We start from the raw sequence: 25,821 nt of genomic DNA, 5'->3' as shown, positions 1-25,821 counted from the left end.
ACCTGCTTCAGTGACCGCCTTCGGAGGCGCCGAACATCGCCTTGGCGTACTGGATGCCAAGGCCATAACCGCCGGCCATTTCGCGCGCGATGCCGGTGGTGAGGTCGTAGGTGGCCGCGCGCGCCCAGTCGCGCTGCAGCTCCAGCATGTACTGCAGGGCCGTCAGCGGTCGCGCGCCGGCCTGGATCATGCGCTGCATCGCGCGTTCGTGCGCCTCGTCGCTGACGTCGCCGCAGGCATCGGCGATGACGTACGCGTCGAAGCCCTGTTCGAGTGCGGTCAGGACCGGGCCGACGATGCAGACGCTGGTCCACAGGCCGGAGAACACGATCCGGCCCTTGCCGATCGTATTGACGGCATCGGTGACCTGCGCGTCTTCCCAGCAGTTCATGCTGGTGCGGTCGTAGACGGGGGACTGGCCGAAGGCGGCCGCTACTTCCGGGAACAGCGGGCCGGAGAACGACTTCTCCGCCACGGTGGTCACGATCGTGCTGACGCCGAAGCCGACGGCGGCCTTCGATACCAGCGCCACGTTGGTGCGCAGCGTGGCGACGTCGATCGAACGCACCGCGAACGCCATCTGCGACTGGTGATCGATCAGGACCAGGATGTGGTCCTGCGGATTGAGCAACTGCTTGCCGGCGGCAGTGATGGCGGTGGGCATGATCGATCCTGTTCGTGTGGGATGGGATGGGCCGACGCACGGGCGCCGGCCCCGTGCGGTCAGCCGTGCAGGCGGATCGCGGTTTCGGCGACGACGCGGCCCTGGTAGCGCGCGCCGTCCAGTTCGTTCTGGGTGGGCTGACGCGAACCGTCGCCGCCGGCGATGGTCGACGAGCCATAGGGCGAGCCGCCGGTCACTTCGTCCAGGCGCATCTGTCCGGCGTGGCCGTAATCCAGTCCCACCACGACCATGCCGAAGTGCAGCAGGTTGGTGATGATGGAAAACAGCGTGGTTTCCTGACCGCCGTGCTGCGTGGCCGTGGAGGTGAAGGCCGAGCCGACCTTGCCGTGCAGCGCGCCACGCGCCCACAGACCTCCGGCCTGGTCGAGGAAATTGGCCATCTGCGACGACATGCGACCAAAGCGCGTGCCGGTTCCGATGATGATGCCGTCGTAGTCCGCCAGGTCTTCCACCTTGGCGATCGGCGCGGCCTGGTCGAGCTTGAAGTGCGAACGTTCCGCGACGTCCTGCGGCACCAGTTCCGGCACGCGCTTGATGTCTACCTGCGCGCCGGCGCCGCGCGCGCCTTCGGCGATCGCCTGTGCCATCGTCTCGACGTGCCCGTAGGCGGAGTAGTACAGGACCAGGATCTTGGCCATTGCGGTTTTCCTTGGGGTGGAGTGAGCGATGCCGCTCCGACCCGCAGACGATGCGGGGCGGGCGGGGAGAATGGATTGGATGCTGTTGCGGTTGTGGTCGCTTTTTCCTTCTCCCGTCGGGAGAAGGTGCCCGCAGGGCGGATGAGGGGAAGCGAAGCGGGTGCGTCACTGCACTGCGGCTTGCGCGTGATGCTTCGTTGCCCCTCACCCCAACCCTCTCCCGAGGGGAGAGAGGGGCCTGCGCCAACCGTTACGGCGCGGTATCGACCAGCACCACTTCCGCGTCGTCGATCGCCTTGACGGTGATCGTGCCTTCGTTGCGGATCGCCGCACCGTCGCGGGCTTCGATGCGCTCGCCGTTGACTTCGATGGTGCCCTTGGCCGGCACCAGGTATCCGAAGCGGCTGCCGCCGAAGTCGTACTCGGCGGTTTCGCCCGCAACGAGGTTCAGGCCCAGCACGCGCGCATTGGCGCGGATCGGCAGCGCATCGTCATCGCCGGGCATGCCGCTGGCTAGCGTCACGAACCGGCCGGAGCGATCGCCCCTGGGGAAGGGCTTGCTGCCCCAGGTCGGTGCACCGCCGCGCGCGTCCGGGATGATCCAGATCTGGAAGATCCGCGTGGTAACCGGCTCCAGGTTGTATTCGGCGTGCTGGATGCCGGTGCCGGCGCTCATCACCTGCACGTCGCCCGCTTCGGTGCGGCCCTTGTTGCCCAGGTTGTCCTGGTGGGTGATCGCGCCTTCGCGGACGTAGGTGATGATCTCCATGTCCGAATGCGGGTGCGGCGGGAAGCCCGTGTTGGCGGCGATGGTGTCGTCGTTCCACACACGCAGCGCGCCCCAGCCCATGCGGGCGGCGTCGTGGTAGCTGGCGAACGAGAAGTGGTGCTTGGCATCGAGCCAACCGTGGTTGGCACCGCCGAGGGAGTTGAAGGGGCGACGCTCGATCATGACCTTGCTCCGGGTTGTGTGGAGGAGTGGCGCCACGATAGGCCGGTACGGGCTGGTTGAGAATGGAACGGATCGAATATGATCGTTTCCATTATTTGCATGATCGGAGGCGGCCATGAAACTGCCCGACCTGGAAGCCTGGGCGATCTTCGCCAAGGTCGCCGAAACGGGCTCGTTCGCGCGCGCCGCGGCGGAGCTCGACCTTTCGCAGGCCACGATTTCCAAGGCCATCACCCGCCTCGAAACACGGCTGAAGACAGTGCTGTTCCATCGCACGTCGCGGCGCATGTCGCTGACGGAAAGCGGTCGCGGCGCGCTGGAACGCGCCGGCCGCATCCTGGCCGAGGGCGAGGCGGTGGAGGCGGAAATCACCGCGCAGGCCGCCAGCCCGCGCGGGCAGGTGCGCATGGCGGTGCCGATGTCGTTTGGCATCGAGCACCTCTCGCCGGTGCTGCCGGAGTTCATGGCGCGGTATCCCGACGTATCGCTGGAGGTCGACTTCGACGACGGCATCGTGGACCTGGTCGGCGGCGGCTTCGACCTCGCGCTGCGCATTTCGGCGCTTGCCGACTCCAGCCTGCTCGCGCGACGCCTGTGCGGCGTGCGGATCCTGCTGGTCGCCTCGCCGGCGTATCTCGACGCACACGGCCGGCCGAAACACCCGCGCGATCTGGCGCAACATGGCGCGCTGTTCTACACGCTCTCGCGTTTCGGCAACGCGTGGCGCTTCCATCACCGCCGCCACGGCGATTTCTCGATCAGCGTGCCGGCGCAGCTGCGCGTCAACAACGCCGAAGCGCTCAACCCGGCCTTGCTCGCCGGCCTGGGGCTGGCGTTGCAGCCGGAGTTCCTGATCTGGCGCGAGTTGAAGGCGGGCAAGCTGGAAGTGGTGATGCCCGACTGGTCGCCGCCGCCCATCGCATTGCACGTGGTCACGCCGCCCGGTCGCGTGCGTCCGGCGCGCGTGCAGGTGCTCATCGATCATCTGGTGAAGAAGTTCGAAAAGGCGCCGTGGGCGGACCGCGACGCGCGGGACGCCTGAGCATCTCCAAGGGCGACGGAAGCTGCGACTCGGCGCCATGAAGCGGCTATCGTCTCGACTCCGACCGGCCTGACCGTGGAGCCTTCGTGCAGAAGATCGACCTGAAACGCGAACTCGGTCCGCTGTACCGGCCGCCGGTAAGCCGGGTGATACAGGTCGACGTGCCCGCGTTCCGGTTCCTGATGATCGATGGCGAAGGCGACCCGAACACCTCGCCGGCCTATGCGCGTGCGGTGGAAGCCCTGTTTTCGGTGTCGTACACGGCCAAGTTCATGGTGAAGAAGGGCGCGCAGGCCATCGATTACGCCGTGATGCCGCTGGAAGGCCTGTGGTGGTCCGACGACCTCACCGCGTTCGTGAACGACGACCGCGCGAAGTGGCAGTGGACCATGATGATCATGCAGCCCGATTTCGTGGAACCGGCGCTGATCGAAGACGCCATCGCGCAGGTCAGGCGCAGGAAGCGGCTCGCCGCCGTGGAAAAGCTCCGACTTCAAACCTTTACCGAAGGGCGATGCGCCCAGACGCTCCACGTCGGGCCCTTCAGCGAGGAAGGCCCGACCATCCAGCGCGTCCACGACTTCATCCGGGCGCATTCGGCGCTGACTGGCAAGCACCACGAGATCTATCTGACCGACGTCCGGCGTGCCGACCCTGCGCGATGGAAAACCATCATTCGCCAGCCGATGACGTGATGCGTGCGATGGCGCATCCAGTGGTCACGTCGTCGGTCCCCCGATCGGGGGTGGGCCGCCTCGGCGCGTCCGCCTAACCTCGGCGTTCTGGATCGGGACATCGCGTCCGTCGCCTGATGGACGCATCGTGAGGTGAGCATGGCCAAGGCTGACGCCACGGCGACGGATGCGGCGAGCGGCCCCTGGTCGCCGTTGAAGGTGCCGACGTTCCGCGGGCTCTGGCTGGCCATCCTGGCGGGGAACATCGGCACCTGGATCCACGACGTCGCTGCCGCATGGGTGATGGCGGAGACCACCGGATCGCCCTTCATGGTGGCGGCGGTGCAGTCGGCCACGACGTTGCCGGTGGTGCTGCTGGCCATCGTCGCGGGCACCCTGTCCGACATCGTCGACCGCCGCCGTTACCTGATCCTCGCGCAGCTGTGGATGTTCCTGGTCGCGGGCACGCTGGCGCTGCTGGCGCAGTTTGGCCAGATGGGGCCGTGGACGCTGGTGATGCTGACGTTCGCGCTCGGCGTGGGCGCGGCCATGGCGATGCCGGCGCAGCAGGCGAGCACGCCGGAACTGGTGCCGCGCCCGATGCTCGGCGCCGCGGTGGCGCTGGGTTCGCTGAGCATGAACATCGCGCGGGCGATCGGGCCGGCGCTGGGCGGCGTGATCGTTGCGCAACTCGGTGTGGCGTGGGCGTTCGCCATCAATGCGCTGTCGTTCCTTGGCGTGATGGTGGTGTTGGTGCGCTGGCGGCGCGAGCCCGCATCCAGCGCGCTGCCGCCGGAAACCTTCGGCGTCGCATTGCGGGCCGGCTGGCGCTACGCGCGCCAGGCCAGCGTGCTGCAGGCGGTGCTGGTGAAGGCCGGCAGCTTCTTCGTCTTCGCCAGTGCGCTGACGGCGCTGCTGCCCATCGTGGTCAAGCAGGAACTGCGTGCCAGCGCCGGCACGTACGGCCTGCTGCTCGGCTGCGTCGGTGCCGGTGCGATCACTGGTGCGCTGCTGCTGCCGCGCCTGCGCCGTCGCATCGAGCCCGACCGCCTGGTGCTGCTGGCCACGCTGGCGTATGCGGCGTGCATCGCGGTGCTGGCGCTGGTGCGCGACGTGCGCGTGCTCTACCTGATGTCGCTGGTCAACGGCTTCGCATGGATCAGCGTGCTGTCGTCGCTGCAGATCGCCGCGCAGACCTCGGTGCCGGCGTGGGTGAGGGCGCGCGCGTTGTCGCTGTACATCGTGGTGTTCTCGGCGGGGCTGGCCGCCGGCAGCCTGGGCTGGGGCGCATTGGCGCAGGCGCAGGGGGCGACGACCGCGCTGCTGGCCGCATCGTTCGGCACGGTGCTGGCGGCCCTGTTCGGCCTTCGTTTTCCTCTGGGCGCGGCCATGCAACTGGATGTCACGCCGTCCGGTCACTGGCCACAGCCGGTCGTCACCGACGAAGTAGCCGGCGATCGCGGGCCGGTGCTCGTCACCATCGAATACCGCGTGCGGCTGCCGGAGCGCAGCGAGTTCCTGCGCCTGATGCGCGAACTGGGACGCGGCCGTCGCCGCAACGGTGCGGTGTCGTGGGGCGTGGCGGAAGACACGGTCGCGCCCGGCGTGTACATGGAGCACTTCGTCGATTGCTCGTGGCTCGAGCACCTGCGCCAGCACGAACGCGTCACCGAGGACGAGCACCACCTGCAGGAGGCGATTGGCGCGCTGCTGGAGCCGGGCACGATGCCGGTCGTGCGCCATTTCGTCGGTGGAGCCCCCGGCGCGACATTGCCCACGCGAACCGCCGGCAACGTCAATCCGATGGCATGAGCCACACCGCACGGCGGTGCAAGATCGCCGCGCGCCGCAGCTGGTCTGATCGTCGCGTGACGGCACGTGCCGTGGAGGACGAATGAAACTCTATCTGGTGTCCCTCGCCGTCGGCGTGCTGGTCGGCGTGATCTACGGCGTGCTCAACGTGCGCTCGCCGGCACCGCCGGTGGTCGCGTTGGTGGGCCTGCTGGGCATCCTGCTCGGCGAGCAGCTGGTGCCGCTGGCCAAACGCGTGATCGCGCGCGAGCAGGTGACGTCGGCCTGGGTGAAAACGCAATGCGGGCAGCACATGTTCGCGCGACTGCCCAAGGCCGATGCGAAGCACGCTGCGCAGGAGGACGGTCATGGCAGCTGAGCGGGTAGGGCGCATGACCGCCTTGCTGGACGTCGTGGCGCGCGCCGGCCTGTGCCTGGCGTTCGTCTACAGCGGTATTGCCAAGCTGGCCGACTTTTCCTCCGCAGTGGCCGAGCAAGCACACTTCGGGTTGCAGCCGGCGGTGTTCTTCGCGGCGGCAACCATTGTCGTGCAGTTGGGCGGCGCGACGATGGTTCTGTTCTGTCGCGGTCGCTGGCGCGCGTTGGGTGCACTTGTGCTCGCCGGCTTCACCGTGGCGGCGACGTGGATCGGCCACGCGTTCTGGACGATGCAGGGCATGGAACGCTTCCACAATCTCAATGCGTTCCTGGAACATGCGGGGCTGGTCGGTGGCTTCCTGCTGGTCGCGGCTTATGCATGGCGCGACGCCGCGAGCGAGCATGAATCACTGCACCAACAACCAGAGTCGCCGCTCAGCCGGCCCCCCACTGCGCCAGGTTCTGCCTGAGCTTCTCCACACCGGCCCATGGGTCCTTGCGACGACGCTTCAGCCGCGCCGGTACGTCCTCGATGGTGAACGCGTCGCCGCGCTTTAGCTTGGACAGCTCGCTCCACGCCAGCGGCATCGCGACCGGTGCGCGCGGTCGCGCGCGCAGCGAATACGACGCCACCGCCGTCGCACCGCGGCCATTGCGCAGATAGTCGACGAAGATGCGCTTGTTGCGCAGGCGCTTGGTCGACACGGACAGGAAGCGGTCGGGCTCCGCCTGCGACATCACTTCAGCGAAGCTCTGCGCGAACTGCTTTACCAGTGTCCAGTTGTCCGGCGGATCCAGTGGCACGACCACGTGCAGGCCCTTGCCGCCGGTGGTGCGCAGGAACGATTCCAGGCCGATCTCCTCCAGCCGCTTGCGCACGTCCACGGTCGCGCGCTTCACTTCGGCAAAGGGCACGTCCGGTCCTGGGTCCAGGTCGAACACGATGCGGTCCGCGCGATCGGGATCGTCGGCGTGCGAGCCCCATGGGTGGAACTCCAGCGCGTTGAACTGCACCAGTTCCATCAGCGCCGCGGCATCGTTCACGACCAGGTAGTTGGCGTTGTTGCCGGCTTCCTCCTTCAGCCGGACGAACTCCACCAGCTCCAGCCCGGGCGTGTGGTGTTTCTGGAAGAAGCAGGGTTTGTCGGTGCCCGCGGGGCAACGGATGATCGACAGCGGCCGGCCTGCGATTTCCGGCAACAGGTGATCCATCACCGCGGCGTAGTAGTTGGCGACGTCCAGCTTCGTGTAGCCGTCGTCGGGGTAGAGCACCTTGGTCGGGCTGCTCAGCTTGGGCGGCGTGCGTTCGGCGCTTTTCGCGGCTTTTGGGGAGCGCGAGGCACGCGCGGTCTTGGCCGCAGTCTTCTTCGTCGCGGTCTTCCTTGCGGCCGATGTCGACGAGCCACGATCGCTGTCGCCCAGGTCCTCGATCGACTTGTCCTCGCGCACCGATTTCAGCGAGGCCTGACGCAACAGCCCGTGGTTGCCGACGCCGCGGTAATTCACTTCCACGACGAAGCGCGGTTCGAACCACTTGGCGGTGCGCAGGTCGGTGTCGTGCTCCGGCACGAACACCGTCGGCTCCTTGCCGCCGGCGCGACCTATGCGGCGCGCCAGGTCCTTGAGCAGTACGTCCGAAAAGCCGCTGCCGACACGGCCAACGTAGGCCCAACCGTGGCGCTTGTCCGGCGTGGCCAGCAGCAGCGAACCAAAACCGCTGCGGCTGCCCTTCGGCGCGGTCCAGCCGACCACCGCGTACTCGTTGCTGTGCAGGCTCTTGGTCTTGCGCCAGTCGTCGCCTCGCCCCGTGTGGTATGGGCGGTCTACGCGCTTGGAAATGATGCCTTCGAAATCCTGCTGCCCGGCCATCTCGAACGCGCGTTCGCCGTCGCCGATCACGTGCGAGCTGTACGACAGGTGGCGTGTCCCGTCGCCCAGCAGCTTTTCCAGCAAGGCCTTGCGTTCGATCAGCGGCGCGCCGGAAACGTCGATGCCGTTGAGGTGCAGCACGTCGAACAGCACGTACGACAGCGTGCCCTGCTTCTCGCCTGACAGCGTGCCCTGCAGCAGGTTGAAGTCGTCGCGCGTGCCGGAACCGGCGATCAGTTCGCCGTCCAGCGCGGCCGAGTCCAGGCCCAGACCTTCCAGCGCGCCGGTGATCTCCGGAACCTTCTCCGTCCAGTCCAGCGCGTTGCGCGACCACAACCGCACCTTGCCCTTGGCGATGGTGGTGACGATGCGGTAGCCGTCCCACTTGATCTCGTGCAGCCAGTCGTCGCCGGCGGGGGGCGTGTCGCCCAGCCGCGCCAGTTGCGGCGCGAAGAACTCCTCGGGCGCGCGCGCCTTGCGTGCCTTCGGCAGTTTCGACGCCAGCGCGGCCCAGTCGCGACGCTTCGTGCCGGCCTGCACCGGTACTTCGGAGCGGCGCTTGCGCGCGGTCTTGCCGCGGCCGGCGCGGCGCGCGTCCTCTTCCGGCGGCGGGGTGACGTCGGCCAGCAGGTCGTCGGCTTCCAGCGTGCCGGCGTATTCGTCCTTGTCCTTGAACAGCAGCCACTGCGGTTGCCGCGCCGGCTTGCCCGAACGCACCAGGTGCCAGCCGCCCTTGAGCTTGCTGCCGAACAGTTCGAAACGCAGGTGGCCCTTGGCCAGCTGCTCCTCCGGGTCGTACTCGGTGGCCCACACGCCATGGTCGAACTGCGCGACGTGGCCGCCACCGTAGTGACCCTTGGGGATCTCGCCCTCGAACTGCGCGTAATCGACCGGGTGGTCTTCCACCTCGACCGCCATGCGCTTGACCGACGGGTCGTAGCTGGGGCCCTTGGGCACCGCCCAGCTCTTGAGCGCATCGCCGATCTGCAGGCGGAAGTCGTAATGGCGCCGGCTGGCGTGGTGCAGCTGCACGACGAAGATGGCGCGCTTGCCGGGCGGCAGGCGCTTGCCGGGTTCGGGCTCGCGGGTGCGGTTGAACTGCCGCTTGCGGCGGTATTCGGTGAGGCTCATCGCGTCGGCAGGGCGGGGCGGAGCTTCCACCTTCGCCCGGCCATCGTCGACGCGGCGCGAAATGCACAACGGAGACGGCGATAACACTCCGCGGCACGCGTGCCTTCGAAGCGGCACGGGCGCATGCGATCATCGGCACCTCGCAACAGGGGAATGCCGCATGTACAGCCTGTACTACTCGCCGGGGGCGGCGAGCATGGTGGTCCATTGGCTGCTGATCGAACTGGGCGTGCCGCACGAGTTGCGCCTGGTCGACACCGCAGCCCAGCAGCAGAAAAGTCCGGAATACCTGAAGTTGAACCCCAACGGCGTGGTGCCGACGCTGCTCGACGGCGACCAGCCGCTGTACGAGGCCGCCGCGCTCACGCTGCACCTGGCCGACCGCCACGCAGACGCGGCTTTTGCACCCGCGCTGGACGACCCGCAGCGCGGCGCCTACCTGCAGTGGATGCTCAACATCGCCAACACGCTGCAGTCGCCGCTGCGCCTGTGGTGGTACCCGCAGGACATCGATCCCGACCGCACCGATGCGGTGAAGGACGGCGCGCGTCGCCGCATCGAGGCCACGTGGGATCGCATCGACGCGCACCTGGCCGCGCACGGTCCGTACCTGCTGGGCGAGCGCCTCAGCGCCGCCGACCTCTACCTGACCATGCTGATGCGCTGGACCCGCAACATGCCGCGTCCCGGCCACACGTGGCCGCACCTGGGCGCGTTGGCGCAGCGCATGAAGGCGCGGCCGTCGTTCCGCACGCTGTACGAGCGCGAGGGCCTGACCGAATGGGCATGAGCCGGATGAGCGGTTGGCGCGCGGCGCTTGCCGTGCCGTGCGTGGCCGCGCTGCTGCTGGGGGCGGGTTGCAAGGAAGTGCAGGACATCCGCGAGGAGCTGGGCCTGGCGAAGCAGAAGGAAGCCCCGCCGCCAGCCCCGGTGGTGTCGCTGGCGGACCGCTGGATTCCAGCCGACAGCGCCGTGGGCGATCTCTCGCAGGCGCAGTGGACGCAGCGCTGGTGGCAGTGGGTGGGGCGCTTCGCCGACGTCAACGACGTGCCATACCGCGATCCCGACGGCCGCCGCTGCGCATTGCACCAGGAAGACGGCCCGGTGTGGTTCCTTGCCGGCACCGACGGCAACTTCGATGCGGTGCGCAACTGCCGCATCCCCGCCGACAAGCACCTGTTCGTGCCGCTGATCAACTGGGTGGTGGTGCGTGGACTGCAGGAGCAGCCCATGACCTGCGAGGAGAAGCAGGCCGAAGCCGCGCGTCTGGCCCAGAACGTCAACAATGGCCTGGTGCTGCTCGACGGCCGCCCGCTGGGCGAGCTGCAGCGCATGCGCGTCGCGGCCGGTGGCTGCTTCGCGATGGGCGAGGACGCACCGGCGGTGACCACCGACGGTTACTGGCTGATGCTCAAGCCGTTGCCGCCGGGCAAGCACCAGCTGGCCATCAATGCCGCATGGCGCGATGGTCCCCGCCAGCTTCTGCAAAACTTCCGCTACGAGCTGGAAGTGGATGGCCCGGGCGGTGCCGCGGCCGATGACACGCTCGATGAACCGGCCGACGAGGCCGCCGCGACCATTCAGTAAGGTACGTCGGCGCGTGCGTCCTGCCGCGCCGATTCTTCCGAATAATCAAGGGCTTTCGCTCGTCGCCGGGCGCTTGCTACTCTCCGGCGACGGCGGAGCCAGTCTCCGCCGGTTCTTTATCCGCACTCCGGCCACGACCGGTGGCGGTCCCGTCCTGTGAACGGATTCCAGGCGCTCACCAGAACAGGCAGAACCGGATGACGATTTCCGCAAGCGCAGCCCAGGCCGGAACCGGCGCGAAGCTTCCGCGCCAGATCCCCTACATCATCGGCAACGAAGGTTGCGAGCGTTTCAGCTTCTACGGGATGCGCAACATCCTGGTGCAGTTCCTGGCCAGCAGCGCGCTGCTGGGCTACCTGCCCGAGGCCGAGCGCCAGAGCATGGCGGTGGAGGTGTTCCACACCTTCGTCATCGGCGTGTACTTCTTCCCGCTGCTGGGCGGCTGGCTGTCGGACCGCTTCTTCGGCAAGTACAAGACGGTGCTGTGGTTCTCGCTGATCTACTGCGCCGGCCACGCCTGCCTGGCGCTATTCGAGAACCATCGCACCGGCTTCTACACAGGCCTGTTCCTGATCGCCCTGGGCTCGGGCGGCATCAAGCCACTGGTGGTGTCGTTCGTCGGCGACCAGTTCGACCAGAGCAACAAGCACCTGGCCAAGAAGGTATTCGACGCCTTCTACTGGATCATCAACTTCGGCAGCTTCTTCGCCTCGCTGCTGATGCCGATCTTCCTGCGTGAACTGGGTCCGGCGGTGGCGTTCGGCATCCCGGGTGTGCTGATGTTCATCGCCACCTTCATCTTCTGGCTGGGCCGCAGGCAGTACGTCAACGTGCCGCCGACCCAGGCCGATCCGCATTCGTTCCTGCACGTCTCGCGCACGGCGCTGATGGCGCGGGTGCCAGGGCAGGGGCGGCCGGGCTTCGTGGTGGCAGCCATTGGCGGCCTGCTCGCGATCGTTTCGCTGCTGCTGATCCCGCAGCTGGGCTTCGTGAAGGCCGCCTGCCTGGCGCTGGGTTTCGTCATCGCCTTCGGCGGCTGGGGCACCTCGATGCAGCTGGACCGCGCACGCGGCATGCATCCCGATGCCGCCGTGGACGGCGTGCGCGCGGTGCTGCGCATCCTGATCGTGTTCGCGCTGACCACGCCGTTCTGGTCGCTGTTCGACCAGAAGGCGTCGACCTGGGTGCTGCAGGGCAACGCCATGGCGATGCCGCACGACGCCTGGTGGTGGCCCAGCTGGCTGGTGAAGGACGCCGCGCAGATGCAGGCGCTGAACCCGCTGCTGGTGATGATCCTGATCCCGTTCAACAACCTGGTGCTGTACCCGGCCATGCGCCGCATGGGCGTGGAGCCGACGGCGCTGCGCCGCATGGGCACAGGCATCGCGTTCTCCGGCGTGGCCTGGGTGATCGCCGGCCTCCTGCAGCTGTACATCGACGGCGGCGACCCGGTTTCGCTGGCGTGGCAGATCCTGCCGTACGCGCTGCTGACCTTCGGCGAGGTGCTGGTGTCGGCCACGGCGCTGGAGTTCGCCTACAGCCAGGCGCCGCACGCGATGAAGGGCGTGATCATGGCGTTCTGGTACCTGGCCAGCACGTTTGGCAGCCTGTGGGTGCTGCTGACCAACGCGGGCGTGCGCAACGAGGCGGTGACCTCGCACATCGGCGCCACGGGATTGAGCCAGACCGCCTTCCTGATGTTCTTCTTCGCCGGCTTCGCGTTCGTGGCCGCGGCGGCGTTCGCGCTGTACGCGCGGCGCTATCCGATGCAGGACAACTACCGCACCGCCTGATCGCCTGGAGCCCTAGCCGATGCTGACCTTCGTCCTGATCGCCGTGACCGTGCTGGTGTCGTGGCTGGCTTTCGACCGGCCCGCGCTGCTGGAGCGGCTGATCCTGTGGCCGCCGGCGATCGACCGGAAGAAGCAGTACGACCGCCTGCTGACCCACGGCTTCATCCACGCCGACTGGTCGCACCTGCTGTTCAACATGATCACGCTGTACTTCTTCGGCCGGCTGATCGAACGGGTCATGGCCGAGCTGATCGGGCCGGCGGGCTTCGTGCTGTTCTACCTGTCGGCCATAGTCATCGCGATCCTGCCGACCTACCTGCGCCACCGGCACGATCCGCATTACCGCAGCCTGGGCGCATCGGGCGCGGTGTCGGCGGTGCTGTTCGCCTACATCCTGCTGCAGCCGTGGTCGCTGATCATCGTGTTCTTCCTGCCGATGCCGGCCATCCTGTACGCCGTGGCGTACATCGCGTATTCGATCTGGATGGACAAACGCGGCGGCGACAACATCAACCACAGCGCGCATCTGTCGGGCGCGCTCTACGGCGTGTTGTTCATGCTGCTGATGGAACCGCGCGTGGGCGCGGTGTTCCTGCAGCGTCTGATGAGTCCGTCGTTCGGGTGAGGGCGGCCCGCCGGGCGCGCCCTCCCGGCGCGCTCAGGCGGCGCGGCGGTCGCCGTCCGGCGAAGCGTCGCCGTAGGCCTGCATCAGGCGGTTGTACACCTCGGAGTCGATCTGGGCAGTCTCGATCGAGTCCTGCTTGCCGCTGCGCGCCAGTTCGTAGAGGCGGGACATCAGCGCGTCGTCGCTGACATGGTCCAGGGTGAGGTGATGCACGTTCATGGGGTGTCCTCCGGAAGCGTGTTTCCGGTAATCCATCACGCAGATTCCGTGCCAGTCGTCCTGATGCGGCCTCGCGGCGGAGCGGGGTGACGCTGTCGGTCAATCCTTGTCGCGGGGCGTTCCATCAGGACATTGACTGTCGCCGCGATGTGCGGCGCTCACCCGACATGAATGCCGACCGTGTTATGCCGGACATCCCGACACTGCCCAGGAGCCCAGGCATGGCGACGAGGAAGGCCGGCAAGAAGACCGTCCGCAAGAGTCCCGCGAAGAAGGCGGGCGCACGCAAGACCGCCGCGAAGAGCGCGAAGAAGGCTACCCGGAAGGCTGCCACCAAGACCGCCCGCAAGGCCGTCAAGAAGACCACCGGCAGCGCAGCGAAGAAGACCGCGCGCAAGAGCACCGGCACCGGTGCGCGCAAGGTCGCCAAGAAGGCAGCCAGGAAGACGGTACGCAAGACCGCGACCAGTAAGACCGCCAGGAAGACCACGGCCAGGAAAACCACCGGCAGGACCGCCGGCGCGACCCGCAAGGCTCCAGCCAGGAAGGCTGCGAAGTCCGGCGCGAAGACCGCGACGAAGAAGACCACCGCACGCACGGCAGCGAAGAAGACCGGGACGCGTGCCGCGGCCGCTACCGGAACCGCGCGCCGCCGCACGGGCACGCGCCAGCCGCGCAAGACCGGCATCACGCCCGAGCAGGCGCTGGCCAACACACGCGAACTGCTGGCCGCCAAGCAGGAACGCGACCAGCAACCGCCGCCGTGGCAGCAGTTCGAAGGCAACCACGAGCATGGACAGAAGGCCGGCTACCAGTCCAACGAGGCCGAGGCGAAGGCGAACGAACTGCACCAGGCGGAGATCCGGCTGGAGGGCAACCAGGGCCACATCAGTGCCCAGGACCGTCGCAACCAGGGCAAGCGGGACGCGCGCTGAGCGATACTCCCGCCATGACCCAGCACACCATCGAGCACGACCCGGTCACCGCCGTCTTCAGCACCCGCGTGGACGGCGAACTGGCCGTCCTGGAATACCGCCGCGAGGGCGAGACCATGGTCATCGTCCACACTGGCGTGCCGGACGCCATCGGCGGCCGCGGCATCGCCGGCGAACTGGTCCGGGCCGCGTTCGAGCACGCCCGGTCGCTGGGCTGGCACGTGCATCCCAAGTGCTCCTACGCGGCCGCGTGGGCTGAACGGCATCCCGAATACAACCAGCTGCTGGTCTAGGCCGGCAGCCCCTGGTGGGAACAAGCGGCTTCCCGCGGCGGCAGGCGCCGATCCGACAGGCTGCCCGGGAGGCCGCTTTCTTCGTCCGGATGCTGCGCCGGGCGCGCAGGTGTGACAGCATGCGCGCCCCGTCCCCCGACACCCGCGCCGTTTCCCGGCGTCCATGCGCATGCGCCTGAACAAGCACATCAGCGACACCGGCTTCTGCTCGCGCCGCGAGGCCGACCGCCTCATCGCCGAAGGCCGGGTCACGGTCAACGGCATGCGCGCCCGCGTGGGCGCGGAGGTGGGCGAGGGCGACGAGGTACTGGTCGACGGCCAGCCGCTGAAGGTGCGCGCCGCCGCCAAGGGCAAGCGCCAGCACGTGTACATCGCGCTCAACAAGCCGGTGGGTATCACCTGCACCACCGAATCGACCGTGAAGGGCAACATCGTCGACTTCGTCGGCCACGAGCGCCGCATCTTCCCGATCGGCCGCCTGGACAAGGACTCCGAAGGACTGATCCTGCTGACCAGCAACGGCGACATCGTCAACGAGATCCTGCGCGCCGAGAACAAGCTGGAGAAGGAATACCTGGTGGCGGTGAACCACGCCGTCACCGACGAGTTCCTGCGCGGCATGGCGCGCGGCGTGCCCGTGCATGGCGAGACCACGCTGCCGTGCAAGACCGGGCGCCTGAACAAGTTCGGCTTCCGCATCGTGCTGGTGCAGGGCCTGAACCGGCAGATCCGCCTGATGGCGGCGCACTTCGGCTTCCGCGTGAAGCAGCTGCTGCGCGTGCGTATCGGCAACGTCAAGCTGGGCCATCTCAAGCCGGGGCAATGGCGCAACCTGACCGACGCCGAGCTGCATGGCCTGTTGCCTCACCGCGACAACTGGTGATCGAACAGGTTCAGGCGCACGTTAGCGCAGCGTGATACGGGCATCACGCGCAGGCCGCTAACCTGCCGGCATAGACAAGGGATTGCGATTGCCCATGAAACGAGTGTTGTTGCTGTGCGCGCTGGCCGCGGCGCTGGCCGCGTGCAAGCGCGAACCAGAACCCGCTGCCCCGCCCAGTGCCGCGCCCGGCCCCGTGGCGCCCGCCGAACCTGGCGCACCCACCGCGCCGCAGGTGGCGTTGCAGGACGTGGCCGAATCCACGCCGGACTACATCATCGGCATCAGCTACCAGGTGTCGGCCGAGCGCTATCCGGTCCTGGCCGCGGAACTCAAGAAATACGCCGACAACGCCCGCCAGGAACTGATCGAGGCCGCCAAGGCGCGCAACCAGCCCGGTGGCGCCACCAGCGCGCCCTACGACCTGTCGCTGAGCTTCACCGAAGTGATGCAGACGGCCGACGTGGTGGCAGTGGCGGCCGACGGCAGCAGCTACACCGGCGGCGCGCACGGCGCGCCGTTGATCGCGCGTTTCGTGTGGCTGCCGAAGCAGCAGCGGATGCTCACCGCGCGCAACCTGGTACCCGCGGCCGAAGGCTGGACCACCGTTTCCAACTACGTGCGCGAACAGCTGCATTCGGCGCTGTCGCAGCGCGTGGATGCCGACGGGCTGCCGCCGGAGGAGCGCGCCGAGGTGGTCAAGAACGCCTCGCGCATGATCGACGAGGGCACGCAGCCGGATCCGGCGGACTTCGCGCTGTTCGAGCCGATCGCTGCGCCAGACGGGCGCCTGTCCGGGCTGCGCTTCGTGTTCGCCCCGTACCAGGTCGGGCCGTACTCGGACGGCACGCAGACCGTGGACGTGCCAGCCGAGGTCCTGCTGCCCCACGTCGCGGCCGAGTACAGAACGCTGTTTGCCGCACCGCAGGCAAACGCCGCGGCCGCGCCGCGCTAGGATCGTCCGGTCCGCATCGGCCGGGAGCCGCGTGCCGGGCCACGCCGTTCAATGCCGCCGGGGTCGCCATGTCCGCATTGCGCAGTCGGGTCGAGGAGCTGTTGTCGCTGGCCGATGTCCGCGTGGGCGGGGACCGGCCGTGGGATCCGCACGTCGAGGACGAGCGTTTCTACGCGCGCGTGCTGGCGCAGGGCTCGCTCGGGCTGGGCGAGTCGTACATGGACGGCTGGTGGCACGTGCCGTCGCTCGACGGCCTGCTCTATCGCCTGATCAAGGCGGAACTGGACCAGAAGGTCCGCGGCTGGGGCGTGGTGCTGGACGGCCTGCGCGCACGGCTGACCAACCTGCAGAGCCGCCGCCGCAGCTTCGAAGTGGGCGAGCGCCACTACGACCTGGGCAACGACCTGTACTCGGCAATGCTGGGACGGCGGCTGGTGTACAGCTGCGGGTACTGGCGCGGCCGCGATGGCGCGGCGCTGGATGATCTCGACGCGGCGCAGGAAGCCAAGCTCGACCTGGTCTGCCGCAAGCTCGGCCTGCAGGCGGGCATGCGCGTGCTGGACATCGGCTGCGGCTGGGGCGAGGCGCTGAAGTTCGCCGCCGAGCGCTACGGCATCAGCGGCGTGGGCGTGACCGTGTCGCGCGAGCAGGCCGCCTACGCGCGCGAACTGTGCCAGGGCCTGCCCATCGAGATCCGCCTGCAGGACTACCGCGAACTGGACGAGCGCTTCGACCGCTCATTCTCGCTGGGCATGTTCGAGCACGTCGGGGTCAAAAACTACCGCACCTACTTCGAAGTGTCGCGGCGCTGCCTTGGCGACGACGGCCTGTTCCTGCTGCACACCATCGGCACCAACCGCTCGGTGCACCACACCGATCCGTGGATCGGCAAGTACATCTTTCCCAACTCGATGCTGCCGTCGGCCGCGCAGATCACGCAGGCCAGCGAAGGCCTGTTCGTGCTGGAGGACTGGCACAACTTCGGCGCCGACTACGACCGCACGCTGCAGGCCTGGCGCGCGAACGTCGAGCGTGCGTGGCCGGCTCTGGATGCCCGCTACGACGAGCGCTTCCGCCGCATGTGGCGCTTCTATCTGGCCGGCTCGATGGCGACCTTCCGCGCACGCCACTCGCAACTGTGGCAACTGGTGCTGTCGCCGAAGGGTGTGCCGGGCGGGTATGTGGCACCGCGGTGACGGTGGTTTCTACTCTCTTCGAAAAGAGAGAGCGCGAGTCGCCAAAGTAATCCCCCTTGGTCCCCCTTTTTCAAAGGGGGAAACCGCGCGGGAATCTTCAAACCGAAAAGGATGCTGGACGCGCTTTAGCGCTACCCGAATTTTGTCTCCCCTCTTTGGAAAAGAGGGGTTGGGGGAGATTGGTCTCCGTTGCGGGAACTTCTGTCAGGGGATTTCTTCCGATCCCTCATCTTCAAAGGGGAAGCAACACTCATCCGAAGAGCAAGAAGTCCGGCGAATCCCGCCGCCTAGAACTCCAAGTCCAGCGCCGCGCACAGGTAATCGGTAAAACGCGCCAAGCCCTGCAGATCGGTCTCCAGCGTCTTCAGCAGACGCGGGCCGGTCATCGTGGAGTCCTCGATCATGCGATACGCGACGAAGTTCTTGCGCTTGAGGTCGCCGGCGAACTCGAAGTCCTCCGGAAATCCTCGCGGCATGCGCGTAAGCATCTCGCTGTCGTCCAGGTCGAAACGACGGCGGAACTTCGCCTCGTGCGCTGCGGCCTTCCAACTGCCCGGGTTGTCGAGGATGAAGTGGCGCACGCGGCGCAGCGTGTCGGGTTCGGGATGCCACAAGCCGGCGCCGATGAAGCAGTTGCCGGGCTGGATCTGCACGTAGAACGAGGGGGCTTCGACCTGGCGTCCGCGTTCGTGGAACAGGCGCGCGCCCTGCCAGGTCTTGTACGGCGTCTTGTCATTGGCGAAGCGCGTGTCGCGCTGGATGCGGAACAGCGAACCGCCGACCGTCTTGGGCTCCGCGCGGTAATGCAGGCTCACGCCCGCCAGCACCGGTTGCAGGTCCAGCAGCAGCCGCTGGAACGGTTCGCGGATGTGCGCGTCGTAATCGCCCTTGTGCGCCTGGAACCAGGTGCGGTCGTTGTGGCGCGCGATGCCGCGCAGGAACTTGAAACTCGCGTCGCTGAAGTAAGTCGCCATCGTTGCCTGCTTCCATCATCCCGGTCCGCGCCGGGTGTGATCCTCATGGGTCGATTGTGATGCGGTGGTCGCGATTCAGGCCAGGCTGGCGGCGATGTCGCGACCCCAGGCCTCGAGCCGGTCGAGCAGGACCTGCTTGCCTGCATCCTGCGCATGCACGACACGCAGTTCCGCGATCTCGCGCGCGAAGCGCTCGAAGCTGTATTCGGAAGCGCCGGATTCGCCATACAGGCGCCAGCGCCGGTACTCGTTCCAGCGTGCCCATTCCTCGTTGTCGAGCGTCTGCGGCCAGTTGCGGGCGCGATAGCGGAACAGCATTTCCGGCAGCCGCACGTCGCGGAACGGGAATTCCGCCAGGCCGAGCACTTCCGGCGGCGTGGTCCGCACCTGCGGGAACATGCGCTTGTCGCCGTCGCCGATGAAGCCGTCGTACAGCGAGGCATCCACGTCCACCGGCACGCGTTCGCGCTCGACGGAAAACACCTGCCGCACCTTTTCCACCAGCCACGGACCGGCCTCGCGGATGCGTGCCGCGCGCGATTCGGCCATGACGGGATCGATGCGGAGCCGGTCGAAATCCGGGCCTCGCAGATGGTCCCAGGCGACCAGCGCCGGGCAGCGGTTGGTGTGCACTTCCTTCAGTGCGACGCGGGACTCGCCTTCGGGCAGGTCGATGGCGCGCACGTACAGGCGCTCGGCGATTTCCTCCGGTTCCAGGCGCAGCAGGGCGTCCGGATCCTGTTCCAGGTCGAACACGATGACGCGGCTGTCGATGCGCGGATGGCGCGCGATGGGCAGCACCGCGGCCGCACACAGGCGACTGGCGGGGAACTTCTGCGACACGTGCAGTACCGGCTTCATCGCCACCACGTCCAGCAGGCTGGCCGCGTAGCGCTTGTCGCGCAGGCGCAGCGCGTAGTCCCACAGCTTCGGCTGGTTTTCCCTAAGTTTGCGCGCCAGGCCGATCAATGCGCGCACGTCGGACAGCGCCTCGTGCGCATCGCCGATGCGGACACCATTCGCCTCGGCCAGATGCTCCAGCTTGAACGACGTCGCACCGTCCTCGCGGCGCGGCCACACCAGCCCGTCAGGGCGCAGCGCATGCGCCATGCGCAGCACGTCGAGCAGGTCCCAGCGCGAATTGCCACCGCGCCACTCGCGCTCGTACGCATCGAAGAAGTTGCGGAACAGCCCGTAGCGGACGAACTCGTCGTCGAAGCGCAGCGAGTTGTAGCCAAGCGTGCAGGTTTCCGGCCGCGCCATCTCTTCGAAGATCAGCGCAAACGCGGCGGCTTCGCTCATACCTTCGGCCAGCGCCTGCTGCGGAGAGATGCCGGTGACCATGGTCGCGCCGGGCGAGGGCAGCAGATCGTCGGCCGGGCGGATGAAGACGCTGATCGGCTCGTCTATCTGGTTCAGGTCGCAGTCCGTGCGAATGGCGGCGAACTGCGCGATGCGCGAGGTGCGCGGATCGGCGCCGAAGGTTTCCAGGTCGTAGAAAAGAAAGCTTCCCGCCACGTCACGCGTCCATCGGTAGCGATGTCAGGTGCTCGCGAACGGCCGCGTCCACCGTCTCCCAGTCCAGCGTATCGAGCGAATCGTGGCCGCGCGTCAGTTCGACCAGCAGTTCGCGCTGCAGGCGACCGCGCTCGAACGCCGTCGCGTACGGGATGCGATGGAAGGTGACCATGGCATAGCGCGGCATGAATCGATCCGGATGACGCTCGGCCAACGTCCGTTCCAGCGCGCGCTGCAGCAGATAATCGTCGTCGTCGACGCGGTCGCGCATTTCCAGGTAGTTCTCCAGCGCCATCGCCTGGATGGCACGCGCATTGGGCAGGCGCTCGGCCTGGAAAGCGGCGAACGCGGCGGCGCGATCGTCGTGTGCATCCAGATGCTCGGCCAGGGCGACGCAATCCTCGAATGCGCAGTTCATGCCCTGGCCGTGGAACGGCACCATCGCATGTGCGGCATCACCGACCAGCACGGCGCGGCCGTCCAGGTGCCAGCGATCCAGGTACAGCGTGGCCAGCAGGCCGGTTGGGTTGCGCTCGAAGTCCCGCTCCAGGTCCGGGATCAGCGGCAGGGCGTCGGCGAAATCGCGCTGGAACAGCGCGCGCGCATCGGCACCGTCGCGAACGGTGGCGAAACTCGGGTCGCCTTCGTTGGGCAGGAACAGCGTCACCGTGAACGTGCGTTCGTCGTTTGGCAGCGCAATGCACATGTAGCGCCCGCGTGGCCAGATGTGCAGTGCATTCTGCTCGATGCTGAAGCTGCCGTCCGCGGCCGGCGGAATTTCCAGCTCCTTGTACGAGTGCCCCAGGAATTCGGTGCGCTCGCCCAGGTCCATCCGCTGCGCCATCGCGCCTCGCAGCGCCGAACCCGCGCCGTCGGCGCCGACCAGCGACTCGAATGCCGCCTGGTGCACGCTGCCGTCGCGCGGGTCGGTAAAGCGCGCGATGCGCGCATCGAAGTCGACGTCGCTCAGTCCGCGGTCGAAATGCAGCCGCACGCCCGCACGCTCGGCGATGTCGAGCAGGACAATGTTGAGCTCGCCGCGATGAACCGACCAGATCACCTCGCTGTCGTCGCGCCCGTAGCGCTGCAGGTCGGTGCGGCCGTCGAGGAAGTGCACCATGCGCCCGCGCATCATCACCGCGTGCTGCATCACCGCGTCGTCCGCGCCGGCCAGCCGCAGCGCATGACGCCCGCGCTCGGCCAGCGCCAGGTTGATCGAGCGCCCGCCGCCATAACCCTGCACGCGCGGATCGCCGCGCTTCTCGTACACGTCCACGCGCCAGCCGCGCTGCACCAGAAGCGTGGCAAGCACCGCGCCGGCCAGGCCGGCGCCGATGAGGGTGATGTGGCGGTTGTCGGTGGTCATGCAGTCGTCCGGCGATGGTTGACGCGGATGGACGCGGAATACACGGATGAAAGCCTGCTTCGATCCGTGTTCATCTGCGTTGTTCTGTGTCCGTGCTCATGCGTGGTCCCGCCACCTCTCCACCGCCCGCACGAACCGCAGCACATCGGCGTGCGTGTTGTAGAGCGGGGCGGGGGAGATGCGGATGACGTCGGGTTCGCGCCAGTCGCCCAGTACGCCCTGCGTGGCGAGATAGTCGAACAGGTCGCGGCCTGCATCACGCCCGGTCAGGCCACGGCCTGCGATCACGCGCAGCGACAGCTGGCAGCCGCGCTGCGCGGGGTCGGCCGGCGTCACCACCTGCAGCGTCCCGTCCAGGCGCTGGCGGATCAGGGTTTCGAGATAGCCGGTCAATTTCACCGACTTGGCGCGCAGCGCCGGCATGCCGGCTTCGTCGAACAGTTCCAGCGACGCCCGCAGCGGCGCCATGCCGAGGATCGGCGGATTGCTCAGCTGCCAGCCGTCCGCGCCGGGCGTGGGCACGAACTGCGGGCCCATGCGGAAGCGCGTGGACTGGTCGTGGCCCCACCAGCCGGCGAACCGCGGCACCTCGCTGTGTGCGTGGCGCTCGTGCACGAAGCAGCCAGCGACCGCGCCGGGGCCGCTGTTGAGGTACTTGTAGTGGCACCACACGGCGAAGTCGACATCGCTGTCGTGCAGGGCGAGTTCCAGGTTGCCCACGGCATGCGCCAGATCGAATCCGCACATCGCGCCCTGTGCATGCGCGAGCGTGGCGATGCGCTTGGGATCGAACGCCTGTCCGGTGCGGTATTGCACGCCCGGCCACAACACCAGCGCCAGGCGCGACCCGTGCTGCGCGATGGCGCGTTCGATCGCGTCCATCGACGTCGTGCCATCGGCCTGGTCGGGCTGCAGTTCGATCAGGTCGGTGGCCGGATCGAAGCCGTGGAACGACACCTGCGACGCCACCGCGTAACGATCCGACGGAAACGCGCCGGCCTCGATCAGGATGGCCGGGCGTTCGCGCGTGGGGCGGTAGAAGCTGACCATCATCAGGTGCAGGTTCACCGTCAGCGTGTTCATCGCCACCACTTCCAGCGGCTTCGCGCCAACCAGTCGCGCCAGCGGCTCGCGTACCAGCTCGTGGTAGGGCATCCATTGTGCCTGTCCGGTGAAGTGGCCTTCGACCGCTTCATGCGCCCACTTGTCCAGCACTTCCTCCACGTGAGCTCGCGCGCCGCGTGGCTGCAGGCCGAGCGAATTGCCGACGAAGTAGGCCTGGTCGGCGCCGTCGTGCTGCGGGATCAGGAAGCGTTCGCGCAGGTTGCGCAGCGGATCGGCGGCGTCCTGGGCGAGGGCGTAGTGGTCGGAATACAGGTCGGTCACGTTGGTCGTTTGGATGGCTTGGGCTGTCGTTCCGACGGGCGTCGGAACAGGGCAAAGTCAAAATGGATCCCGGCTTGCGCCGGGATGACGGTGAAGGTTTGAATCGCCGGTGCGGTCACTCGAAACGCGCTTTCGATAGCCCCAGCCATTCCAGCGCGGTACCGTGGTACAGGCGCGCACGCTCCGCGTCGGACAGCTCCAGCGCCGCGATGCCCGCGCCGGGTTCCTGTTCGCCGAGCGGGAAGGGGTAATCGGTGCCGAGCATCACGCGGTCCACGCCGCAGGTGTCCAGCAGGTAGCGCAGCGCGCGCGGGTCGGCCACCCACGAGTCGAAGAACAACTGGTTGAGGTATTCGCGCGGATTGCGCGGGTTGTCGGTCGCGACGAGGTCCGGCCGCATGTTGAAGCCGTGTTCGATGCGCCCGATGGTGTACGGGAAGCTGCCGCCGCCGTGCGCCATGCACACCTTCAGGTTCGGCACGCGCTCGAGCACGCCGCCGAAGATCAGGCAGCACGCCGCACGCGATTGTTCGGCGGGCATGCCGACCAGCCAGGGCAGCCAGTATTTCGGCATGGTCGCCGCGCCCATCATGTCCCACGGGTGCACGAGGATCGCCGCGCCCAGTTCGCCCGCGGCCTGGAAGAAGTCGAACAGCTCCGGCGCGTCGAGGTTCCAGTCGTTGATGTGGCTGCCGATCTGCACGCCCTGCAGGCCCAACTGGTCCATGCAGCGTTCCAGTTCCTGGATCGCCAGGCGCGGCGACTGCAGCGGCACGGTGCCGATGCCGGCGTAATGGCGCGGGTACTCGCGGCAGGCCTCGGCCATGTGCTCGTTGAGCGCCTGGTGCAGCTCCAGCGCGTGGTGCGGCTTGGCCCAGTAGCTGAACATCACCGGCACCGTGCTGATCACCTGCACCTGCACGCCGAAGCGCGCATAGTCGTCGATGCGTTCCTGCGGGTCCCACGTCTTGGACCAGATCTCGCGGAAGAACTTTCCGTCCTTGTAGATGCGGTGCCGGCCGTCCTCGGTGTGGTGGATGACGGGGAAGCGATCGTCGCCGTACTTGCGCGCCAGATTGGGCCAGTCGCGGGGCAGGTAATGGGCGTGGGTGTCGATCTTCAGCATGCCGGGCCAGGAGCCTTCAATGTCGGGCGTTCCGGAGGCCGGCAGCGCGGGCGGGGTCGCGGACTGGATCGCGCGACGGTCCACTCGTGCCGGCATCGGAGGTCAGGCCCATACGATACCCGACAAGCCCTCGGCGTATGGCGACACGGTCCCGCAGTACGGATTGCCGATGTTCGGAGCCCGGATACGACACCGCCGACGCGGACGCCGGCGGTGTTGTTCCCCGGATTGTTGCGCATACGGGCCTTGGGGCCCGCGCGCATCGGTCAGGCCGTGGCGCTGGCGCGTTCCTGCGGGGCTGGGCTGTACGCCGAGCGCTGCTGCGGCTGGGTGCCAACCGCCGAAGCGGACGGACGCAGGTCGGCGATCTTGTATCCGGCCGTCTGCATGGTGTGCAGCAGCGGGTGGTCGAACGGACGGTCGATCGTCTTGCGCAGGTTGTACAGATGGCTGCGCAGCGTGTCCGAGTCCGGGGCCTCGCCCTTCCATATTTCACGCTCGATTTCCTGGCGCGACACCACGCGCGGCGATTCGCGCATCAGGATGTGCAGGAGCTGGAAGCCGGTCGGCGACAGATGCAGTTCCTTGCCGGCGCGATGCACCGTCATCGCTTCCGGATCCAGGACCAGGTCGGACACGCGCAGCACGCCACCGCCGATGGACTTGCGATCGCGGCGGATCAGCGCGCCCAGCCGCGCTTCCAGTTCCTGGATCGCGAAGGGCTTGGTGAGGTAGTCGTCGGCGCCGGCTTCCAGGCCGGTCACTTTGTCATCCAGCGTGTCGCGCGCCGTCAGCATCAGGATCGGCGTGGAGCTGCGCTGCTCCTGCCGCAGTCGGCGGCACACGTCCAGGCCATCCAGGCGCGGCAGCGAGCGATCCAGGATGATCGCGTCATAGGACGTTTCGTGGGTGAGGCGCAGCGCATCCGTTCCGTCGCGCGCGAAATCGACTTCGTAGCCGTGGTTTTCGAGGTATTCGCCGACCATTTCGGCGATGGCCATGTGGTCTTCGACGATGAGGATCAAACCGCCTGTGTTCTTCATGCACGCCTCCCGTAAGTGCGTGAAGGCTGCGAAGTTGGGCGTGAAAAACAGGTGAGCGCTTGAATGAATGGGTCCTGTGTGCAGGCGATGTGTAGCGGATTTGCATGGAAAGATCGCTTGCTTCGCTTTGCGGCCGGACTCGGCAAAGCGCATTGCGGCCTTCCGCCGGCCGTGCGCGAGTACAGAGCATGCGCATAGCCGAACTGGAAGCCGTGATGCAGGGCATGGCCACCGCCTGAGGGACGGCGCTGCGCCGTCCTTCCGTCGGATTGCTGCTGCGCGCATCACACGTGACTGCCACGAAGGCGCACGCTGGCTCGGCAAGCCTCGAATGGATGCGGGAGGTCGCATGGCGTCGATCCAGCGTGAAATCCAGGTCGAACTCGACATCGCCAAGGTGTGGGATGCGATGGCTGACATCGGTCGCATCCATGAGCGCCTGGTCCCCGGCTTCGTCACCGACTGCCGGATGGAAGGCCGCGTGCGCGTGGTCACCTTCGGCAACGGCATGATCGTGCACGAGCCCATCATCGACGTAGACCCGCGACGACGACGCGTCGCGTGGGCAGCGGTCGGCGAGCCGTTCGAGCACTACAGCGCGTCGCTGCAAGCCTTCGAGGCAGAAGGCGGTACGCGCCTGGTGTGGATTTCGGACCTGTTGCCGGACCAACTGCGCGATCAGGTCGACGGCATGATCGGGCAGGGACTCGAGGTGATGAAACGCACGCTGGAAAGCACGCGCGACTAGTGAGGGCCGCGCAACTG

General features: G+C 67.5%; 26 protein-coding genes. 15 read left to right on the top strand and 11 right to left on the bottom strand.

Annotated elements, in window-relative coordinates:
- Positions 1-7: 7 nt before the first annotated feature.
- The 3 genes from VFE83_RS11980 to VFE83_RS11970 all read right to left on the bottom strand — a co-directional run bounded on the left by VFE83_RS11980 (position 8) and on the right by VFE83_RS11970 (position 2,275).
- A complete protein-coding gene (locus VFE83_RS11980; protein ID WP_324906379.1) occupies positions 8-664 on the bottom strand; it encodes a hydrolase in 657 nt (218 codons plus the stop codon).
- Positions 665-723: 59 nt separating this feature from the next.
- Positions 724-1,323: an NAD(P)H:quinone oxidoreductase gene (wrbA, locus tag VFE83_RS11975; RefSeq protein WP_324906377.1), complete on the bottom strand. Its 600-nt coding sequence runs from the start codon at positions 1,321-1,323 to the stop codon at positions 724-726.
- Positions 1,324-1,573: 250 nt separating this feature from the next.
- The gene (locus tag VFE83_RS11970; protein WP_324906375.1) at positions 1,574-2,275 is read right to left on the bottom strand and encodes a pirin family protein; all 702 of its coding nucleotides are present in this window, start codon (positions 2,273-2,275) and stop codon (positions 1,574-1,576) included.
- A gap of 115 nt (positions 2,276-2,390) precedes the next feature.
- On the opposite strand from VFE83_RS11970, the gene VFE83_RS11965 reads away from it, so the two are divergent.
- From VFE83_RS11965 to VFE83_RS11945, 5 genes are all read left to right on the top strand, one after another.
- Complete coding sequence (locus VFE83_RS11965; protein WP_324906373.1) at positions 2,391-3,317, top strand: LysR family transcriptional regulator; 927 nt, start codon at positions 2,391-2,393, stop codon at positions 3,315-3,317.
- A gap of 86 nt (positions 3,318-3,403) precedes the next feature.
- A complete protein-coding gene (locus VFE83_RS11960; RefSeq protein ID WP_324906371.1) occupies positions 3,404-4,012 on the top strand; it encodes a GyrI-like domain-containing protein in 609 nt (202 codons plus the stop codon).
- A 138-nt stretch (positions 4,013-4,150) separates the two neighbouring features.
- Entirely contained in the window at positions 4,151-5,803 is a 1,653-nt protein-coding gene (locus VFE83_RS11955; RefSeq protein ID WP_324906369.1) for an MFS transporter, read from the top strand.
- 82 nt (positions 5,804-5,885) lie between these two features.
- The gene (locus tag VFE83_RS11950; protein ID WP_324906367.1) at positions 5,886-6,161 is read left to right on the top strand and encodes a DUF1427 family protein; all 276 of its coding nucleotides are present in this window, start codon (positions 5,886-5,888) and stop codon (positions 6,159-6,161) included.
- A gap of 13 nt (positions 6,162-6,174) precedes the next feature.
- A complete protein-coding gene (locus VFE83_RS11945; RefSeq protein WP_324906365.1) occupies positions 6,175-6,630 on the top strand; it encodes a DoxX family protein in 456 nt (151 codons plus the stop codon).
- Here VFE83_RS11945 and ligD read toward each other — a convergent pair.
- Complete coding sequence (gene ligD, locus VFE83_RS11940; RefSeq protein ID WP_324906363.1) at positions 6,596-9,160, bottom strand: DNA ligase D; 2,565 nt, start codon at positions 9,158-9,160, stop codon at positions 6,596-6,598. The two genes, VFE83_RS11945 and ligD, sit on opposite strands and share 35 nt — an antisense overlap.
- 160 nt (positions 9,161-9,320) lie before the next feature.
- Between ligD and VFE83_RS11935 the strand changes: the two genes are divergently transcribed.
- The 4 genes from VFE83_RS11935 to VFE83_RS11920 all read left to right on the top strand — a co-directional run bounded on the left by VFE83_RS11935 (position 9,321) and on the right by VFE83_RS11920 (position 13,165).
- Complete coding sequence (locus VFE83_RS11935; RefSeq protein ID WP_324906361.1) at positions 9,321-9,950, top strand: glutathione S-transferase family protein; 630 nt, start codon at positions 9,321-9,323, stop codon at positions 9,948-9,950.
- Positions 9,947-10,747, top strand: a complete 801-nt coding sequence (locus tag VFE83_RS11930; protein ID WP_324906360.1) for a hypothetical protein — start codon at positions 9,947-9,949, stop codon at positions 10,745-10,747. The genes VFE83_RS11935 and VFE83_RS11930 overlap by 4 nt, the downstream gene beginning before the upstream one ends.
- Positions 10,748-10,944: 197 nt before the next feature.
- A complete protein-coding gene (locus VFE83_RS11925) occupies positions 10,945-12,540 on the top strand; it encodes an oligopeptide:H+ symporter (protein ID WP_324906359.1) in 1,596 nt (531 codons plus the stop codon).
- A gap of 19 nt (positions 12,541-12,559) precedes the next feature.
- A complete protein-coding gene (locus tag VFE83_RS11920; protein WP_324906358.1) occupies positions 12,560-13,165 on the top strand; it encodes a rhomboid family intramembrane serine protease in 606 nt (201 codons plus the stop codon).
- A gap of 33 nt (positions 13,166-13,198) precedes the next feature.
- Here VFE83_RS11920 and VFE83_RS11915 read toward each other — a convergent pair whose 3' ends face one another.
- Positions 13,199-13,384, bottom strand: coding sequence for a hypothetical protein (locus tag VFE83_RS11915; RefSeq protein WP_324906356.1), 186 nt, complete (start codon positions 13,382-13,384; stop codon positions 13,199-13,201).
- A gap of 221 nt (positions 13,385-13,605) precedes the next feature.
- Between VFE83_RS11915 and VFE83_RS11910 the strand changes: the two genes are divergently transcribed.
- The 5 genes from VFE83_RS11910 (at position 13,606) to cfa (ending at position 17,643) form a co-directional block, all read left to right on the top strand.
- Positions 13,606-14,319 (top strand): hypothetical protein, encoded by a 714-nt coding sequence (locus VFE83_RS11910; RefSeq protein ID WP_324906354.1) that lies wholly within the window; start codon positions 13,606-13,608, stop codon positions 14,317-14,319.
- 14 nt (positions 14,320-14,333) lie between these two features.
- The gene (locus VFE83_RS11905) at positions 14,334-14,612 is read left to right on the top strand and encodes a GNAT family N-acetyltransferase (RefSeq protein WP_324906352.1); all 279 of its coding nucleotides are present in this window, start codon (positions 14,334-14,336) and stop codon (positions 14,610-14,612) included.
- A 163-nt stretch (positions 14,613-14,775) separates the two neighbouring features.
- A complete protein-coding gene (locus VFE83_RS11900) occupies positions 14,776-15,495 on the top strand; it encodes a pseudouridine synthase (protein ID WP_324906350.1) in 720 nt (239 codons plus the stop codon).
- Between the two features lie 94 nt (positions 15,496-15,589).
- Complete coding sequence (locus VFE83_RS11895) at positions 15,590-16,447, top strand: DUF3298 and DUF4163 domain-containing protein (protein WP_324906348.1); 858 nt, start codon at positions 15,590-15,592, stop codon at positions 16,445-16,447.
- A 68-nt stretch (positions 16,448-16,515) separates the two neighbouring features.
- A complete protein-coding gene (cfa, locus tag VFE83_RS11890; RefSeq protein ID WP_324906346.1) occupies positions 16,516-17,643 on the top strand; it encodes a cyclopropane fatty acyl phospholipid synthase in 1,128 nt (375 codons plus the stop codon).
- A gap of 287 nt (positions 17,644-17,930) precedes the next feature.
- Here cfa and VFE83_RS11885 read toward each other — a convergent pair whose 3' ends face one another.
- From VFE83_RS11885 to VFE83_RS11860, 6 genes are all read right to left on the bottom strand, one after another.
- Positions 17,931-18,617: a DUF2461 domain-containing protein gene (locus tag VFE83_RS11885; RefSeq protein ID WP_324906344.1), complete on the bottom strand. Its 687-nt coding sequence runs from the start codon at positions 18,615-18,617 to the stop codon at positions 17,931-17,933.
- Between the two features lie 75 nt (positions 18,618-18,692).
- A complete protein-coding gene (gene sbcB, locus VFE83_RS11880; protein WP_324906342.1) occupies positions 18,693-20,135 on the bottom strand; it encodes an exodeoxyribonuclease I in 1,443 nt (480 codons plus the stop codon).
- Position 20,136: 1 nt separating this feature from the next.
- Positions 20,137-21,501, bottom strand: a complete 1,365-nt coding sequence (locus VFE83_RS11875; RefSeq protein ID WP_324906340.1) for an NAD(P)/FAD-dependent oxidoreductase — start codon at positions 21,499-21,501, stop codon at positions 20,137-20,139.
- Between the two features lie 96 nt (positions 21,502-21,597).
- Complete coding sequence (gene kynU / locus VFE83_RS11870) at positions 21,598-22,887, bottom strand: kynureninase (protein ID WP_324906338.1); 1,290 nt, start codon at positions 22,885-22,887, stop codon at positions 21,598-21,600.
- Between the two features lie 115 nt (positions 22,888-23,002).
- Positions 23,003-24,013, bottom strand: coding sequence for an amidohydrolase family protein (locus VFE83_RS11865; protein ID WP_324906336.1), 1,011 nt, complete (start codon positions 24,011-24,013; stop codon positions 23,003-23,005).
- A gap of 266 nt (positions 24,014-24,279) precedes the next feature.
- Positions 24,280-25,056, bottom strand: a complete 777-nt coding sequence (locus VFE83_RS11860) for a response regulator transcription factor (RefSeq protein ID WP_324906334.1) — start codon at positions 25,054-25,056, stop codon at positions 24,280-24,282.
- A 349-nt stretch (positions 25,057-25,405) separates the two neighbouring features.
- Between VFE83_RS11860 and VFE83_RS11855 the strand changes: the two genes are divergently transcribed.
- Positions 25,406-25,804, top strand: coding sequence for an SRPBCC family protein (locus VFE83_RS11855; protein ID WP_324906332.1), 399 nt, complete (start codon positions 25,406-25,408; stop codon positions 25,802-25,804).
- Positions 25,805-25,821: the final 17 nt, after the last annotated feature.

The organism is Lysobacter sp. (genome assembly GCF_035655815.1).
Lineage (GTDB): Bacteria > Pseudomonadota > Gammaproteobacteria > Xanthomonadales > Xanthomonadaceae > Lysobacter_J.
Note: the sequence above shows the minus strand (reverse complement) of the source record. Positions and strands in the feature narration are given on the sequence as shown.